This window comes from Mycobacterium sp. 852013-51886_SCH5428379 (assembly GCF_001665575.1).
Lineage (GTDB): Bacteria > Actinomycetota > Actinomycetes > Mycobacteriales > Mycobacteriaceae > Mycobacterium.
On the sequence record NZ_LZSU01000044.1, the window covers coordinates 16,300 to 32,759 of the forward strand.

General features: G+C 68.8%; 13 protein-coding genes. 9 read left to right on the top strand and 4 right to left on the bottom strand.

Features of this window, described 5'->3' with window-relative positions; all coding sequences use genetic code 11:
* Positions 1 to 29: 29 nt before the first annotated feature.
* Entirely contained in the window at positions 30 to 1,853 is a 1,824-nt protein-coding gene (locus tag A5757_RS19340) for a fatty acyl-AMP ligase (RefSeq protein ID WP_066837308.1), read from the top strand.
* Here the strand turns inward: A5757_RS19340 and A5757_RS19345 are convergent.
* On the bottom strand, positions 1,842 to 3,443 hold the full coding sequence (locus A5757_RS19345; RefSeq protein WP_066837310.1) for an adenylate/guanylate cyclase domain-containing protein: 1,602 nt from the start codon (positions 3,441 to 3,443) through the stop codon (positions 1,842 to 1,844). The two genes, A5757_RS19340 and A5757_RS19345, sit on opposite strands and share 12 nt — an antisense overlap.
* Positions 3,444 to 3,492: 49 nt before the next feature.
* Here A5757_RS19345 and nucS point away from each other — a divergent pair, with 49 nt between their 5' ends.
* Together nucS and A5757_RS19355 are read left to right on the top strand one after the other, a co-directional pair.
* Positions 3,493 to 4,164: an endonuclease NucS gene (gene nucS / locus A5757_RS19350; RefSeq protein WP_066837442.1), complete on the top strand. Its 672-nt coding sequence runs from the start codon at positions 3,493 to 3,495 to the stop codon at positions 4,162 to 4,164.
* 18 nt (positions 4,165 to 4,182) lie between these two features.
* Positions 4,183 to 4,479: a hypothetical protein gene (locus A5757_RS19355; protein ID WP_066837312.1), complete on the top strand. Its 297-nt coding sequence runs from the start codon at positions 4,183 to 4,185 to the stop codon at positions 4,477 to 4,479.
* A gap of 9 nt (positions 4,480 to 4,488) precedes the next feature.
* On the opposite strand, the gene mce is transcribed toward A5757_RS19355, so the two are convergent.
* Positions 4,489 to 4,962, bottom strand: coding sequence for a methylmalonyl-CoA epimerase (gene mce / locus A5757_RS19360; protein ID WP_066837314.1), 474 nt, complete (start codon positions 4,960 to 4,962; stop codon positions 4,489 to 4,491).
* A gap of 92 nt (positions 4,963 to 5,054) precedes the next feature.
* Between mce and A5757_RS19365 the strand changes: the two genes are divergently transcribed.
* From A5757_RS19365 to A5757_RS19375, 3 genes are read left to right on the top strand one after another with little or no spacing between them, the layout of a single operon-like run.
* Positions 5,055 to 6,248, top strand: coding sequence for an acetyl-CoA C-acetyltransferase (locus A5757_RS19365; protein WP_066837444.1), 1,194 nt, complete (start codon positions 5,055 to 5,057; stop codon positions 6,246 to 6,248).
* Positions 6,249 to 6,291: 43 nt separating this feature from the next.
* The gene (locus A5757_RS19370; protein WP_066837318.1) at positions 6,292 to 6,675 is read left to right on the top strand and encodes a DUF3817 domain-containing protein; all 384 of its coding nucleotides are present in this window, start codon (positions 6,292 to 6,294) and stop codon (positions 6,673 to 6,675) included.
* A gap of 13 nt (positions 6,676 to 6,688) precedes the next feature.
* Positions 6,689 to 7,591, top strand: a complete 903-nt coding sequence (locus tag A5757_RS19375) for a tetratricopeptide repeat protein (RefSeq protein ID WP_066837320.1) — start codon at positions 6,689 to 6,691, stop codon at positions 7,589 to 7,591.
* Between the two features lie 7 nt (positions 7,592 to 7,598).
* Here A5757_RS19375 and glgB read toward each other — a convergent pair whose 3' ends face one another.
* Together glgB and A5757_RS19385 are read right to left on the bottom strand one after the other, a co-directional pair.
* Positions 7,599 to 9,854 (bottom strand): 1,4-alpha-glucan branching protein GlgB, encoded by a 2,256-nt coding sequence (gene glgB / locus A5757_RS19380; RefSeq protein ID WP_066837449.1) that lies wholly within the window; start codon positions 9,852 to 9,854, stop codon positions 7,599 to 7,601.
* Positions 9,855 to 9,859: 5 nt separating this feature from the next.
* Entirely contained in the window at positions 9,860 to 11,944 is a 2,085-nt protein-coding gene (locus tag A5757_RS19385; RefSeq protein ID WP_066837446.1) for an alpha-1,4-glucan--maltose-1-phosphate maltosyltransferase, read from the bottom strand.
* A gap of 214 nt (positions 11,945 to 12,158) precedes the next feature.
* On the opposite strand from A5757_RS19385, the gene glgP reads away from it, so the two are divergent.
* From glgP to A5757_RS19400, 3 genes are all read left to right on the top strand, one after another.
* A complete protein-coding gene (gene glgP, locus A5757_RS19390; protein WP_066837322.1) occupies positions 12,159 to 14,750 on the top strand; it encodes an alpha-glucan family phosphorylase in 2,592 nt (863 codons plus the stop codon).
* A gap of 65 nt (positions 14,751 to 14,815) precedes the next feature.
* Positions 14,816 to 15,595: a virginiamycin B lyase gene (locus tag A5757_RS19395; RefSeq protein WP_231984062.1), complete on the top strand. Its 780-nt coding sequence runs from the start codon at positions 14,816 to 14,818 to the stop codon at positions 15,593 to 15,595.
* A 119-nt stretch (positions 15,596 to 15,714) separates the two neighbouring features.
* The gene (locus tag A5757_RS19400; protein WP_066837452.1) at positions 15,715 to 16,440 is read left to right on the top strand and encodes an MspA family porin; all 726 of its coding nucleotides are present in this window, start codon (positions 15,715 to 15,717) and stop codon (positions 16,438 to 16,440) included.
* The last annotated feature ends 20 nt before the right edge of the window (positions 16,441 to 16,460 follow it).

The window sequence follows — 16,460 nt, forward strand, 5'->3', positions numbered from 1 at the left end:
CCCGGTGCGCCGTCCCTAAACTCGAAGGTATGGAAGGTGCTTCGGTTCAGGACGTCCCGGACGGGTTGCTACGCATCGAGGACTGCCTGGACGCGGACGGCCGCATCGCCCTCCCACCGGGCGTCACGCTGATCTCCCTGATCGATCGCAACATCGCCCACGTCGGCGACAGCGTGGCCTACCGGTACATCGATCACACCGGCGCGGGAGACGGAACCGTGACGGAACTGACCTGGGCTCGACTCGGGGTGCGGTTGCGCGCGGTCGGGGCCGAGGTGCAGCGGCGGTCCGCGCGCGGTGACCGGGTGGCGGTGCTGGCGCCCCAGGGCCTGGACTACATCACCGGATTCTTCGCCGCGATCAAGGCCGGCGCGATCGCGGTACCCCTGTTCGCCCCCGAATTGCAGGGCCACGCACAACGGCTGGAGACCGCGCTGCGCGACGCCCGCCCCTCGCTGGTGCTCACCACCTCCGCGGCGGCCGACGCCGTCGCGCACTTCCTGGCGGACCTGACGGGTGTCCCGACCCCGCAGATGGTGCTCATCGACGAGATCCCCGACAGCGCCGCTGTCGATTTCGTCGACACCGTGGTCGACGTCGATGATGTCTCGCACCTGCAGTACACCTCGGGTGCGACGCGCCCACCGGCAGGTGTCGAGATCACCCACCGCGCGGTGGGCACGAACCTGCTGCAGATGATCCTGGCGATCGACCTGCTCGACCGAAACACCCACGGCGTCAGCTGGTTACCGCTGTTCCACGACATGGGACTGTCGATGATCGGGTTCCCGGCGGTCTACGGCGGTCACTCCACCCTGATGTCGCCGACGGCGTTCCTGCGCAGGCCGCAGCGGTGGATCCGCGCGCTGTCCGACGAGTCGCGGCAGGGCCGGGTCGTCACCGCCGCCCCGAACTTCGCCTACGAATGGACCGCCGAGCGCGGCAGACCCGGCCCGGACGACGACGTCGACCTCGCCAATGTCGTGCTGATCGTCGGCTCGGAGCCGGTGAGTATGGCCGCCATCGAGGAGTTCAACGCGGCGTTCGGCCCCTACGGACTGCCTGCGACGGCGTTCAAACCGTCCTACGGCATCGCCGAGGCCACCCTGTTCGTGGCGACGATCGCACCTTCGGAGCGGGCCACGGCGTTGGCGGTCGACCTCGGTGAGTTGGGGGCCGGTCGGCTGGTACCGGCGGCCGGCGCCGACGCCGTCGAACTGGTCTCGTGCGGCCAGATCGCCAACAGCCAGTGGGCGGTGATCGTCGAACCCGAGTCGGGCAACGAACTCCCCGATGCGCAGATAGGGGAGATCTGGCTGCACGGGGACAACATCGGCCGCGGCTACTGGGGGCAGCCCGAGGCGACGGCGGCGTCGTTCCGAGCCCGGCTGGGGTCGCGGCTGACCGCAGGCAGCCACGCCGACGGGGTGCCGCCGGACGGCCGCTGGTTGCGCACCGGCGACCTCGGGGCCTACCTCGACGGCGAACTGTACGTCACCGGCAGGATGGCCGATCTGCTCATTGTGGACGGGCGCGCACACTACCCCCAGCACATCGAGGCGACCGCCGCCGATGCCTCCGCGCTGGTGCGCCGGGGATACGCCGCGGCGTTCACGGTGCCGGCGGCGAACGGGGTCGAGGTGGTGATCGTTGCCGAACGTGCCCCGGGCACGCGCGGGGCGGATCCGGGGGCGGCCGTGGCGGCGATCCGTGCCGCGGTGGCCGAGCGCCACGGGCCGACCGTCGCGCAGGTGCGCTTCGTGCCCGCCGGGTCCATCCCTCGCACTACCAGTGGCAAATTGGCGCGCCGCGCGTGCCGGGACGAATACCGCAGCGTCGTATCAGACCGGTAGCGCGAGCCGGGTCGGCTCGTCGTGCCCACGCAGGGTGACGGTGTCACCCAGGGTCCACCGTTCGCGTTCGGCCTCCGAGGCCCCGGCCACCGCCTCCGATGAGGCGACGAGCAGATCCGGTGCCTCCTTGGCGAGCTCGCAGAGCCGGGCGGCCTCGTTCACCGGTTCCCCGATGACGGTGTACTCGAAGCGTTCCTTGGCGCCCACGTTTCCGGCGACCACGATGCCGGCTGCGACGCCGATACCGGCTTTGCATTCCGGGACCTCCTCGGCCAGCCGGGTGGCGATCGCCCTTGCAGCGGCCAGCGCCTCGCCCTCCGCGTCGTCCAGCGCCACCGGCGCACCGAAGACGGCGAGCACGGCATCGCCCTCGAACTTGTTGACCAGGCCGTGGTGCCGATCCACCTCGTCGACGATCACCGCGAAGAAGCGGTTGAGCAATTCGACGATCTCCGACGCCGGCCGGCTGGTGACCATCTGTGTGGAGCCGATGATGTCGACGAAAACCACTGCGGCATGGCGTTCTTCACCACCGAGCTCGATCTGCTGCTGCTCCGCGGCCAAGGCGACTTCGCGGCCCACGTGGCGTCCGAACAGATCTCGCACCCGCTCCCGCTCCCGCAGGCCGTGCACCATCGAGTTGAAGCCGCGCTGCAGCTCCCCGAGTTCGGTGCCGTCGAACACGACCAGATTGCAGTCCAGATCGCCTTCCTCGACGTGCTTGAGCGCCGACCGCACGACCCGCACCGGTGTGGCGACCAGCCACGCCAGCAGCCACATCAGGATCATCCCGAAGGTCAGAGCGACCACCGCGATGATCATCACCGCCACCGCGAACTGCGTCATCGAGAGGTTCTGCATGGACAGGGTGAACACCGCGAGGAGGAGGATGCCGAGCACCGGCACTCCCGAACCGAGGAGCCAGACGGTCATCGTCCGGCCCATCACGCCGTGGGCCAGTCGGCGCGGCGGTCGGCCGGCCTCGAGGGCCTGTGCGGCGACCGGCCGCAGGGCGAACTCGGTGATCAGATAGCAGGCAGTCGCCACCACGATGCCGGGAAATCCCACTGCGAACAGGAACCGGGGGATGAACGCGGTGTCCTGCAGCCCGTAGAGCACCGCGAACAGCACGGTGCCGATACCCCAGAGCAGCAGGGCTTGCTTCGCCACCCGCCACGGCGCCAGGAAGACGTTGCGCTGATCGTTACGGGTCGGCGTCCGCTCCTCGATGGACCAGCGCAGCGAGTTGACCGTCCGCGAGGTGATCCACGCCGTGCCGCCCATGAGTGCGACCAGCATGTAGGCGGGCACGACGGCCCACGTCAGCCATGCCGGGGCGTCGGTGAAGACGCTGGGCACCGGAATGGCGACGGCGTTGAGCAGCAGCGAGACCGCGATGCCCAGGATGTTGGTGACCAGGAGGAAGACGGTGAGGATCACCTGGATGCGGACGCGTCGGTGACGCTGGTTCTCCTCCGGTCTACCGAGCAGCCACGACCCGTAGTCCGGCGTGCCGATCCGTCCGCTCTGTCGGGTGACCCGCTCGAGGACGTGGCCCAGGCGCCGCGGCACAGTGTTCGTGACGTTCATGGTGACGTCAGCCTAAGCCGCGGGACGACTGGGGCCTATGGTTGTCGGCGTGCGCCTCGTGATCGCCCAGTGCACCGTCGACTACGTCGGCCGGCTGACCGCCCATCTACCCTCGGCCCGGCGCCTGCTGCTGTTCAAGGCCGACGGGTCGGTGAGCGTGCACGCCGACGACCGTGCCTACAAGCCGCTCAACTGGATGAGCCCACCCTGCTGGCTCAAAGAGGAACCCGGCGACGCCCACCCGGTATGGGTCGTCGAGAACAAGGCCGGCGAGCAGCTGCGCATCACCGTCGAAGACGTCGAACACGATTCGAGCCACGAGCTGGGGGTGGATCCGGGTCTGGTCAAGGACGGCGTCGAGGCGCATCTGCAGAAGCTGCTCGCCGAACACGTGGAGTTGCTCGGCGAGGGCTACACACTGGTGCGGCGGGAGTACATGACCCCGATCGGCCCCGTGGACCTGCTGTGCCGCGACGCCGACGGCCGGTCGGTGGCCGTGGAGATCAAGCGGCGTGGGGAGATCGACGGCGTCGAGCAGCTCACCCGCTACCTCGAACTCCTCAACCGCGACAGCCTGCTCGCGCCGGTGGCGGGGGTGTTCGCCGCCCAGCAGATCAAGCCGCAGGCCCGCACTCTCGCTACTGACCGCGGAATCCGTTGTCTGACATTGGATTACGACCAGATGCGCGGAATGGACAGTAACGAGTTCCGGCTCTTCTGACGCTCTACACTGGAACGCATGCCCCGACGCCGCCCACCACCGCGGCAGTCCCGTACGTTACCGGCCGTATTCGGCACCCGGCGTGTGGAGACCGGGCCGGACGGCTACGACTACGAGGTGCGGGCCGTGGCAGGTGCCCGCGCGACGAAACTGTACCGCTGCCCGGGCTGCGATCACCAGATCGCGCTCGGCACACCGCATCTCGTGGTGTGGCCGGCGGACGGCGGGGAGAGCGCGGCGGAGGACCGCAGGCACTGGCACACCCCGTGCTGGGCGCGCCGCGGCACCCGCGGTCCTACGCGTAAGTGGTCTTAGGGAGGCGGCTCAGTGCGCTTCTGCGGCCGGCTCGACCAGCTCGATGAGCACGCCGCCGCCGTCCTTGGGATGGATGAAGTTGATGCGCGAATTCGACGTGCCGCGCCGCGGCGCGTCGTAGATCAACCGGACACCCTGCTCGCGCAGGCGGTCGCTGAGCGCATCGATGTCGCTGACCCGGTAGGCGAACTGCTGCAGGCCGGGGCCGCGCTTGTCCAGGAACTTCGCGATCGTCGACTCGTCGTTGATCGGCGCCATGAGCTGGAGCTGCGTGCTGCCGACCGGGGCGCCGCGCACGGCCAGCATGGCCTCGCGGATGCCCTGCTCCTCGTTGATCTCCTCATGCAGGACGATCATCCCGAGATGGTCGTGATACCACTTGATCGCGACGTTGAGATCGCGGACCGCGATACCGACGTGGTCGACGGCGGTGACCAGGGCGGTGGCCAGTACTGGACGGGCGTCAATTTGCTCGGCAGTCATATCGCAAAGGTAACCTAACGACATCGGTTCCGAAACGTGTGATCGGCTGTATAGCCTCGGCGGAGCCGCCCCAAACGCTTATGGAGGTAGAGATGACCACGTCGGTGATCGTTGCTGGCGCCCGCACGCCGGTGGGCAAGCTCATGGGTTCGCTCAAGGATTTCTCGGGCAGTGACCTCGGCGCGATCGCGATCCGGGCAGCCCTGGAGAAGGCCTTCCCGAATGTCGAGGCCGCCCCTTCGCTCGTCGAGTACGTGATCATGGGCCAGGTGCTGACCGCGGGCGCCGGTCAGATGCCCGCCCGTCAGGCTGCCGTCGCCGCGGGAGTCCCGTGGGACGTGCCGGCGCTGACGATCAACAAGATGTGCCTGTCCGGGATCGACGCGATCGCGCTGGCCGACCAGTTGATCCGCGCCGGTGAGTTCGACGTCGTGGTGGCCGGCGGTCAGGAGTCGATGAGCCAGGCCCCGCACCTGCTGGTGAACAGCCGCTCTGGCTACAAGTACGGCGACGTCACCGCGGTCGACCACATGGCCTACGACGGCCTGCACGACGTGTTCACCGATCAGCCGATGGGAGCGCTGACCGAGCAGCGCAACGACGTCGACAAGTTCACCCGCGCCCAGCAGGACGAGTACGCCGCGCAGTCGCATCAGCGCGCCGCCGCCGCGTGGAAGGACGGCGTCTTCGCCGACGAGGTGGTGCCGGTGTCGATCCCGCAGCGCAAGGGCGATCCGCTGGAGTTCAGCGAGGACGAGGGCATCCGGGCCAACACCACCGCCGAATCTCTCGCCGGGCTCAAGCCGGCGTTTCGCAAGGACGGCACGATCACCGCAGGCTCGGCGTCGCAGATCTCCGACGGCGCCTGCGCGGTCGTCGTGATGAACAAGGCCAAGGCCGAAGAATTGGGTCTGACCTGGCTCGCCGAGATCGGCGCCCACGGTGTCGTCGCCGGACCCGATTCGACGCTGCAGAGCCAGCCGGCCAACGCGGTGAAGAAGGCGATTGCCAAGGAGGGAATCACCGTCGATCAGCTCGACGTCATCGAGCTCAACGAGGCCTTCGCCGCCGTCGCACTCGCCTCGACCCAGGAACTCGGTGTCGACCCCGACAAGGTCAACACCTATGGCGGCGCGATCGCCATCGGCCATCCCATCGGGATGTCCGGCGCGCGGATCACGCTGCACGCGGCACTCGAACTGGCCCGCAGGGGGTCGGGGTACGCCGTGGCGGCCCTGTGTGGTGCGGGCGGTCAGGGCGACGCGCTCATCCTCCGTCGCCCCTGATCTCTACGACAGCGTGTAGTAAACGCGCGCGTCTTCAGGCACAATGGCGGCCATGACTGGCGCTTTCGATCTCCGCACCACCGCCGGCTGGCTCCGCTTCGTGGGGCTGCTGGAGGCCGTCAGCTGGGTGGGCCTGCTGACCGGCATGTACTTCAAGCACCTGGCGAGCCCGGGGACCGAGATCGGGGTGAAGATCTTCGGGCCGGCGCACGGCGGGGTGTTCGTCGCGTTCGTCGTGGTGGCCGTCATCGCGGGCATCGCCTTCGCATGGCGGCCCGGCACCTGGTTGCTGGCGGCGCTCGCCAGCATCGTGCCGCTGGGCACTGTGATCTTCCTCATATGGGCGGAGAAGACCGGGCGGATGGGCCGCGGCGACGCCGCGCCGGCGCTGGCTCGGCCGGGCCGGACGGTCACCGAAACGACGTGACAGACTTACCTCTGTGACACGTCCACGACCTTCGATCGGGCCCGCGCTCGCCGGCGCGGTCGACCTGTCAGCGCTCAAACAACGACCGGCCGCCGAGGGCGCAGCGCCCGGCGCCGCGGCAGGCGGCCCGGGTGGCGTCGAGGTCACCGAGGCCAATCTCGAGGCCGAGGTCCTCGTCCGGTCCAGTCAGGTCCCTGTGGTGGTGCTGCTCTGGACGCCGCGCAGTGACGCCAGCGTCGCATTGGGCCAGACCCTGTCCGAACTCGCGACCGCCGACGGGGGCAAGTGGTCGCTGGCGACGGTCAACGTCGACACCACACCGCGCGTCGCGCAGATGTTCGGCGTGCAGGCCGTGCCGACCGTCGTCGCCCTCGCCGGCGGGCAGCCGATCTCGAGCTTTCAGGGGCCGCAACCTGCCGACCAGCTGCGCCGGTGGATCGACTCCCTGCTCGAGGCCACCGCGGGCAAGCTCGCCGGCGGTCCCGACGGTGACGAGCCCGAGCAGGTCGACCCCGAAGTCGCGCGAGCCCGCGATCTGCTCGACCAGGGCGAGTTCGACGCGGCACTGGCGGCCTATGAGGCCATCCTCGCCGCCCAGCCCGGCAACGCCGAGGCCAAGGGCGCGGTACGCCAGATCGGGTTCCTGCAGCGCGCGACGACGCAGCGCCCCGAAGCCGTCGCAGCCGCCGATGCCGCACCCGAAGACATCGACGCCGCGTTCGCCGCCGCCGACGTCGAGATCCTGCAGCAGCAGGTCGAAGCAGCGTTCGAGCGGCTCATAGCTCTGGTCAAGCGCACCGCCGGCGACGACCGCACCCGGGTGCGTACCCGGCTGATCGAGTTGTTCGAGTTGTTCGACCCCGCCGACCCCGAGGTGATCGCGGGCCGGCGCAAGCTCGCCAACGCGTTGTACTGACGCCGTTCTACGACAGCGGCGGGTCGGTCGCGGGTTCCTGCTCGATCGGTGCGTCCTCGGGCGCCGGCTCGAACCACAGCGCCGACAGCGGCGGCAGCACCATCGCCGCCGACGCCGGTCGGCCGTGCCACGGCTCCTCGGTTGCGTACACCGCGCCGTAGTTCCCCGCGCCGCCGCCGTTGTAGGACGAGGCATCGGTGTTGAGCACCTCGCGCCAGGTACCTGCGTGCGGCAGGCCCAGTCGGTAGTGGCTGTGTTCGGCGCCGGAGAAGTTGAACACGCAGGCCAGGACCGACCCGTCGTCGCCGTACCGCAGGAAGCTCAGCACGTTGTTCGACGAATCGTTCGCATCGATCCACGAATACCCCTCGGGACTGGTGTCCCTGGACCAGAGCGCGCGGTGGCTGCGGTAGATCCGGTTCATGTCGGACACCATGCGCAGGATTCCGTCGGAATAGCTGTTCTCGTCGAGCTGATACCAGTCGACCCCGCGCTCCTCGGACCACTCCGCGCGCTGACCGAACTCCTGGCCCTGGAACAGCAGCTGTTTGCCGGGGTGCGCCCACTGGTAGGCCAGTAGCTGCCGCACACCGGCGGCCTTGCGGTGGTCGTCACCGGGCATCCGGCCCCACAGCGTGCCCTTGCCGTGCACGACCTCGTCGTGGCTGATCGGCAGCACGTAGTTCTCGCTGTAGGCGTACAGCATCGAGAACGTCATCTCGTGGTGGTGGAAGCTGCGGTGGATCGGGTCGCGCTTGATGAACGCCAGCGTGTCGTTCATCCAGCCCATGTTCCATTTCATCGAGAACCCGAGCCCACCGAGATTCGTCGGTCGGGTCACCCCCGGCCACGACGTCGACTCCTCGGCGACGGTCACGATGCCCGGCACCGCCTTGTGCACGGTCGCGTTCATCTCCTGCAGGAACTGCACGGCCTCGAGGTTCTCGCGGCCGCCGTAGATATTGGGCGTCCAGCCGCCCTCGGGGCGGGAGTAGTCCAGGTACAGCATCGAGGCGACGGCGTCCACGCGCAGGCCGTCGATGTGGAACTCCTGCAGCCAGTACAGCGCGTTGGCCACCAGGAAATTGCGCACCTCGGCCCGGCCGAAGTCGAAAACGTAGGTGCCCCAGTCCAATTGCTCACCGCGGCGCGGGTCGGCGTGTTCGTAGAGCGGAGTGCCGTCGAACCGGCCGAGCGCCCAGGAGTCCTTCGGGAAGTGTGCGGGCACCCAGTCGACGATGACACCGACACCGGCCTGGTGCAGGCGGTCCACCAGGTACCGGAAATCGTCAGGAGTTCCCAATCGCGACGTCGGCGCGTAGTACGAGGTGACCTGATAGCCCCATGAACCGCCGAACGGGTGCTCGGCAACCGGCAGCAATTCCACGTGGGTGAAGCCGTTCTCCACCACGTATTCGGTCAGCTGATCGGCGAGCTCCCGATAGGACAGGCCGGGTCGCCACGACATCAGGTGCACCTCGAGCGTGGACATCGGCTCGAACACCGGATTCTGTTCGGCGCGTTGGGCCATCCAGTCGTCGTCGGCCCATGTGTAGTCGCTCTTGGTCACCCGCGACGCCCGCTGCGGGGGAACCTCGGTGGCGAACGCCATCGGGTCGGCCCGTTCGGTGACCTGACCGTCGGCCCCGTGGATGCGGAACTTGTAGAGGCCGTCGACGGGAAAGTCCGGCCAGAACAGCTCCCAGACCCCGGTGGAGCCGAGCACGCGCATCTGCGCTTCGTTGCCCCAGTGGTTGAAGTCGCCGATCAGGCTGACGCCCTTGGCATTCGGTGCCCAGACCGCGAACGACACCCCGGACACCTCGCCGTCGGGGAGGTCGAACGTGTGGGGGTGTGCGCCCAGCACCTCCCAGAGCCGTTCGTGGCGGCCCTCGGCGAACAGGTGCAGATCCACCTCACCGAGGGTCGGCAGGAACCGGTAGGCGTCCGCGGTGCGATGGATGTGCGGCTGCTCGCCGCCGTGGTCGTAGCTGACCTCGAGGCGGTAGTCGATGAGATTGGTGAAGGGCAGGGCCACGGCGAAGACGCCGGCCTCGAGATGGGTGAATACGTACCGTTCGCCGCCGACGACCGCGGCCACCTCGGTGGCGTGCGGGCGGTAGGCCCGGATCACGGTGTGGTCCTCGTATTCGTGCGCGCCGAGGATCGAGTGCGGATCGTGGTGTTCACCCGCCAGCAGCCGGTTGAGGTCTGCGGTGTGCGGCCGGAGATTCGGGCTGGTGGTCTGCTTGGTCTTCGTCATGCGTGTCACTCCCTACGCAGTAGGTTGAGCCGTTGGTCGGCCGGGATCTGGGGCATGTTCAGCACATGTGCGACCGCCCTCGACGGTTCGATGCGCACATAGTTCGACTGGCCCCACTGGTACTCCTCACCGGTGATCTCGTCGCGCACCCAGAAGCGGTCATAGGGCTCCATGCCCAATGCGGCCATGTCCAACCACAGCGTGGCCTCTTCGGCGCCGAACGGGTTCAGGGTCACCACCACCAGCACCTGGTCGCCGGTGACCGGGTCGAATTTGCTGTAGGCCAGGATGGCGTCGTTGTCGGGGAAGTGGAACGTGATGGTGCGCAACTCGTGTAGCGCGGGATGGATGCGGCGAATCTCGTTGAGCCGCGCGATGAAAGGTTCCAGCGACTCGCCGTCGGCCAGCGCCGCCTCGAAATCTCGCGGCCGCAGTTCGTACTTCTCGGAGTTGAGGTATTCCTCGCTGCCCTCGCGCACCGCGCGCCCTTCGAACAGCTCGAACCCGGAGTACACGCCCCACACCGAACTCATCGTCGCCGCCAGCACCGCGCGGATCGCGAACATTCCCGGTCCGCCGTGCTGCAGGCTCTCGTGCAGGATGTCGGGCGTGTTGACGAAGAGGTTGGGCCGGGCGTAGTCGGCGTGTTCGACGATCTGCTCGCCGAACTCGGTCAACTCGCTCTTCGAGGTGCGCCACGTGAAGTACGTGTAGGACTGGGTGTAGCCCAGTTTGGCCAGCCCGTACAGCCGCGCGGGCCGGGTGAACGCCTCAGCCAGGAACAGGACGTCGGGGTCCTCGTTCTTGATCTGGCCGATCAGCCACGCCCAGAAGTTCGGCGGTTTGGTGTGCGGGTTGTCCACCCGGAACACCTTGACCCCGTGCGAGATCCAGAACCGGACCACCCGCAGCACCTCTTCGTACAGGCCGGCGGGGTCGTTGTCGAAGTTCAGCGGATAAATGTCCTGGTACTTCTTCGGCGGGTTCTCCGCGTAGGCGATGGTGCCGTCGGGCAGCACGGTGAACCACTCCGGGTGATCCCGCGCCCACGGGTGGTCGGGCGCACACTGCAGGGCCAGATCGAGGGCCACCTCGAGGCCCTCGGCGCGGGCCGCGGCGACGAATTCGTCGAAGTCCTCGATCGTCCCCAGGTCCGGGTGCACCGCGTCGTGACCGCCCTCGTCACTGCCGATGGCCCACGGCGACCCGACATCGCCGGGGGCAGCGGTCACGGCGTTGTTGCGGCCCTTGCGGTGCACCTTTCCGATCGGATGGATCGGGGGGAGGTAGACCACGTCGAACCCCATGCGGGCGATACGCGGTAACGCCTTGGTCGAGGTGGCGAACGTGCCGTGCACCGGATTGCCGTGGCTGTCCCAGCCGCCGGTCGAGCGCGGAAAGAATTCGTACCAGGAGCCGAACCGGGCCAGCGGACGGTCCACCCAGATGCCGTACTGCTCGCCGCGGGTGATCAGCTCGCGCAGCGGATACTGCTCGAGCATCTCGGTGACGTCGGGGGCCAGCGCGCCGGCCGCCCGGGTGAACGGGTCACCCGGCTGGCGCAGCCGTTCGGCCGCCTCGATCAGCGGATACCGGTCCTGCCGGGGGACCCCGGCCGCCGCGCGTTCGAGCAGTTTCGCGCCGATCAGCAGATCGTTGTTCAGCTCGGACTCACTCTGACCGGCGTCGAGTTTGGCGTTGACAGCCTTGCGCCAGGTCGCGATGGGATCGCCCCAACCGTCGACGCGGTAGGTCCACAGCCCCACCGCGTCGGGGACGAAATGGCCGTGGAAGACGTCGGGTGTGCGGCCCTCCGCCATCGGCAGCGCTTGCGGCCGCTTGCGGGGACCCGGCGCGACGAGATCTTCGATGGGCACCGGCGGGGTCGTCACGCGGCCCGCCGGATCATCGGCGAGCTGCGGATACGCCGTCCCGTGATACCGCACGACCAGCGTCGCGGCGACGGCGTCGTGGCCTTCCCGCCACACCGTGGCGCTCACCGGCACCACTTCGCCGGTGACCGCTTTGGCCGGATACCGTCCGCCTGATACGACGGGCTGGACGTCATCGATGCCGATACGACCGGCCACCACTACTCCTTAGTTTCGGCGCAGCAACGAACGTCGTCGCGCGCGGCTCTCGGGATCGGCTGCACTCCGCAGGACAGCACTTTCATCCTCTCCCGCGGCCTATACCCACACCAGGCTCCGGCCCAACCGTAAGCGGCGCACCGATTCGCGGCCATCTCGGCGGACTGCCCGCAGAGACTCGCGGCGGGCGCAGAAGTCAGTAAGGTAAAGCCGCGTGAAAGCACTGCGCCGGTTCACCGTCCGCGCCCATCTGCCCGACCGGCTCGCCGCCCTGGAGCGGTTGTCGGTGAACCTGCGTTGGTCGTGGGACAAACCCACCCAGGATCTGTTCGCCGACATCGATCCGGGCCTGTGGAAACAGCTGGGCTGCGACCCTGTCGCACTGCTGGGCGGCGTCACCCCGGCCCGGCTCGACGAGCTCGCCGGTGACCAGAGCTTCCTGCGGCGACTCGATGCGCTGGCCGCCGATCTCGACGACTACCTGAGCCGGCCGCTGTGGTACCAGCAGCAGAGCGCCGAGGGTGTCGAGCTGCCCAGGGGCATCGCCTACTTCTCGATGGAGTTCGGCGTGGCCGAGGTGCTGCCCAACTACTCGGGCGGTCTCGGCATCCTCGCCGGTGACCACCTCAAGAGCGCCTCCGACCTGGGGTTGCCGCTCATCGCCGTCGGGCTCTACTACCGGTCCGGCTACTTCCGGCAGTCGCTGACGGCCGACGGCTGGCAGCACGAGAACTACCCGTCGCTCGACCCGCAGGGGCTGCCGCTGCGGCTGCTCACCGACGCGACCGACACCCCGGTGCTCGTGGATCTCGAACTGGAGGAGAGCCGGCTCTACGCCCGGGTCTGGATCGCCCAGGTGGGCCGCATTCCGCTGCTGCTGCTCGACTCGGACATCCCCGAGAACGAACACGATCTGCGCGGGGTGACCGACCGCCTCTACGGCGGTGATCAGGAGCACCGGATCAAGCAGGAGCTCCTGGCCGGCATCGGCGGTGTGCGGGCGATCCGCGCCTTCACCGAGATCGAAGGCAGGCCCGCCCCCGAGGTCTTCCACATGAACGAGGGCCACGCCGGGTTCCTCGGCGCCGAACGCATCCGCGAGCTGATCGACGCGGGGCTGGACTTCGACACCGCGCTGACCGTGGTGCGGTCCTCGACGGTGTTCACCACCCACACGCCCGTGCCTGCCGGGATCGACCGGTTCCCCGTGGACATGGTGACGAGGTACTTCGGCGACGTCAGCGGAACCACGCGGCTGCTGCCCGGGGTGCCGCTGGACCGGATCCTCGCCTTCGGCGCCGAGGACGATCCGTCGAAGTTCAACATGGCCCACATGGGGCTGCGACTCGCGCAGCGGGCCAACGGGGTGTCCCTGCTGCACGGCCGGGTCAGCCGGGAGATGTTCAACGAGCTGTGGCCGGGCTTCGACCCCGCCGAGGTGCCGATCGGTTCCATCACCAACGGTGTGCACGCTCCGACGTGGGCGGCCCCGCAGTGGATGGAACTCGGCCGCGAACTGCTCGGCAGCGACGACCTCGGGCTGCTGCGCGAGACCGACACCTGGGAGCGGCTGCAGGAGGTGGACCCCGGTCACATCTGGTGGATCCGCTCGCAGCTGCGCAAGGCGCTCGTCGAAGACGTCCGTGCGCGGGTGCGCCGCAGCTGGCTGGAACGTGGCGCATCGGACGCCGAGTTGGGTTGGATCGCAACGGCATTCGATCCCGATGTGCTCACCATCGGATTCGCCCGACGGGTGCCGACCTACAAGCGGCTCACCCTCATGCTGCGCGACTCCGAGCGGCTCACCCGCCTGCTGCTCGACCCCGAGCGACCGGTGCAGTTGATCGTCGCGGGTAAGTCGCATCCCGCCGACGACGGTGGTAAGGCGCTGATCCAGCAGGTGGTGCGCTTCGCCGACCGTCACGACGTCCGGCACCGGATCGCGTTCCTCCCGGACTACGACATGTCGATGGCGCGCCAGCTGTACTGGGGATGCGACGTCTGGCTGAACAACCCGCTGCGTCCACTCGAGGCGTGCGGTACGTCGGGGATGAAGAGCGCGCTCAACGGCGGGCTGAACCTGTCGATCCGCGACGGCTGGTGGGACGAGTGGTTCGACGGCGAGAACGGCTGGGAGATCCCCACCGCCAACGGTCTGGCCGACGAGGGGCGCCGCGACGACATCGAGGCCGCCGCCCTCTACGACCTGATCGAGCAGTCGGTGGCACCGAAGTTCTACGAGCGCGACGAGCGCGGCGTGCCGCTGCGCTGGGTCGAGATGGTCCGCCACACGCTCAGGGTGCTCGGACCCAAGGTGCTGGCGTCGCGGATGGTGCGCGACTACACCGAGAAGTACTACGCGCCCGCAGCGCAGTCGCTGCGCCGCACGGTCGAGGCCGCCGACGGCGAGGCGTTCGGTGCGGCCGGGGAACTGGCCGCCTACCGGCGGCGGGTCCGCGAGGCCTGGCCGCAGATCGAGATCACCGACGTCGACAGCTACGGTCTGCCCGACACCCCGCTGCTGGGCTCCGAGCTGACCCTGACGGCCACGGTGCAGCTGGCCGGGCTGCGGCCCGACGAGGTGTCGGTGCAGGCGGTGCTGGGCCGGGTCGACGCCGGCGATTCGCTGGTCGAGCCGTCCACCGTGCCGATGACCCACACCGGGACCTCCGATGGCGGCGCCGAGATCTACTCGACGACGACGCCGCTGCCGCTGGCCGGACCCGTCGGCTACACCGTGCGGGTGCTGCCGCACCATCGGCTGCTCGCCGCCGACAACGAGCTGGGTCTGGTCACGCTGGCGTGAGCAGGGCCCGCACCGTCACCGTCGACGGCGGACCCTATGCGCTGGCCGCAGGCCCCGACGGCGCCATGTGGGTGACGCTGGTGCACGCCGGCGAGATCGCCCGGATCGACGCCGGGGGCACCGTCGAGCGGTTCGTCGTCGGCGCCGGCACGCGGCCGTCGGTCATCGCCGCCGGCTCCGACGGCGCGCTGTGGTTCACCCGCAACGGCGATGACCGGATCGGCCGGATCAGCACTGCCGGGGAACAGACCGAGTTCGCGCTGCCGGAGGGCACCGCCCCCTACGGCATCTGTGCGGGACCCGACGGCGCGCTGTGGTTCACCGAGATGACCGCGGGCGGTATCGGGCGCATCACCGTCGACGGCGAGATCACCGGTCACCCGGGGGTCGGCCGGACGCCGGCCATGATCACCCGCGGCCCCGACGGCGCGCTGTGGTTCACCCTCAACCAGGACAATGCGATCGGACGGCTGCACCCGCGCGACGGACTGACCGTGCGACCGCTGCCGCACCCGAACTGCGGGCCGGTGGGTATCGCGGCCAGCCATGACGACGCCGTGTGGTTCACCGAGATCCAGGCCGATCGGCTCGGACGCATCCCGGTCGACGGCGCCCTGCAGGAACTGGAGCTGCCCGGGCGGCCGCACGCCGTGCTCGCCGACCCCGACGACGGGGTCTGGGTGACGCTGTGGGGTGCCGATCAGATCGCCCGGGTCGGCAACGACGGGGATGTCGCGACGTTCGACCTGCCCGCGGGCAGCGAACCCCACGGGCTGGCCCTCGGTGCCGACGGTGCGGTGTGGGTGGCGCTGGAGGCCGGGCACGTTCTGCGGCTCCCGAACTGACCCGATGACAGTTTCCCCGACACTTCTCGGCGCCGGCCGACCGCGTTGTAGGTTGCTCGTTTAGCTCGGCTAGTTTTTACCGGGTGAGTGCGAGAGGCAGGCGTGTGAAGGTGTCGGAGATGCTGCGGCGCAGCACGTTGGTGGTCGTCCTGTGCGCGGCGCTCTGCGCTGTCGACCCGGCCGTGGGCTCGGCCCAGCCGGACGCCGAACCGGTCGCCGCCGACGTACCCGCACCCGACGGTGTGCCGCCACCTCCGCCGGACGGGGCGGTGCTGTCGACACCGCCCGCCATCCTCGAGACCCCGGGCGGCTGGACGCTCACGTTGTCGGCGGACAAGGAGACGCAGGCCGCGATACCGCCACTGACGACCGCGCTGTCGTCGCGGGAGTACGTCGTCGGCGGCACGTTCAGCGGAGATCTGACCGGACCGGACAGCGGCGAGCCGCCCACGGGCATCCTCGAGGTCGGCTACGAGATCGGCTGCGGCATCGACATGAGCACGTCGAACGGCGTGGCCCTGACCGGCACCGCAGGGTTGAACTCGTCGCTCGGTTTGTTCGGCACCGACTTCGTCTCACCGTTGCCCGACGGCATCGTGCCCGGTATCGGGGGCAATATCGGCGGCGGTGTCACCGTCGGGCTCAAACCCGGTCTGATCAACGTCGTGCCCGTGACGGAGAAGGAGTTCACCGGCACGAAGCCGTGGGTGATGGTCAGCAACTTCCGGGTGAAGATCGACGGTTGCGTCGGACAGTCCTTCATCCGCTCCTATGCGTTGTTGACCCATGAGACCGAGATGAGCGAAGCGGTGCTCGCCTGGTACGGCACCACCAAGATGATCTGAGCGGCTTGATCTGCGATCCG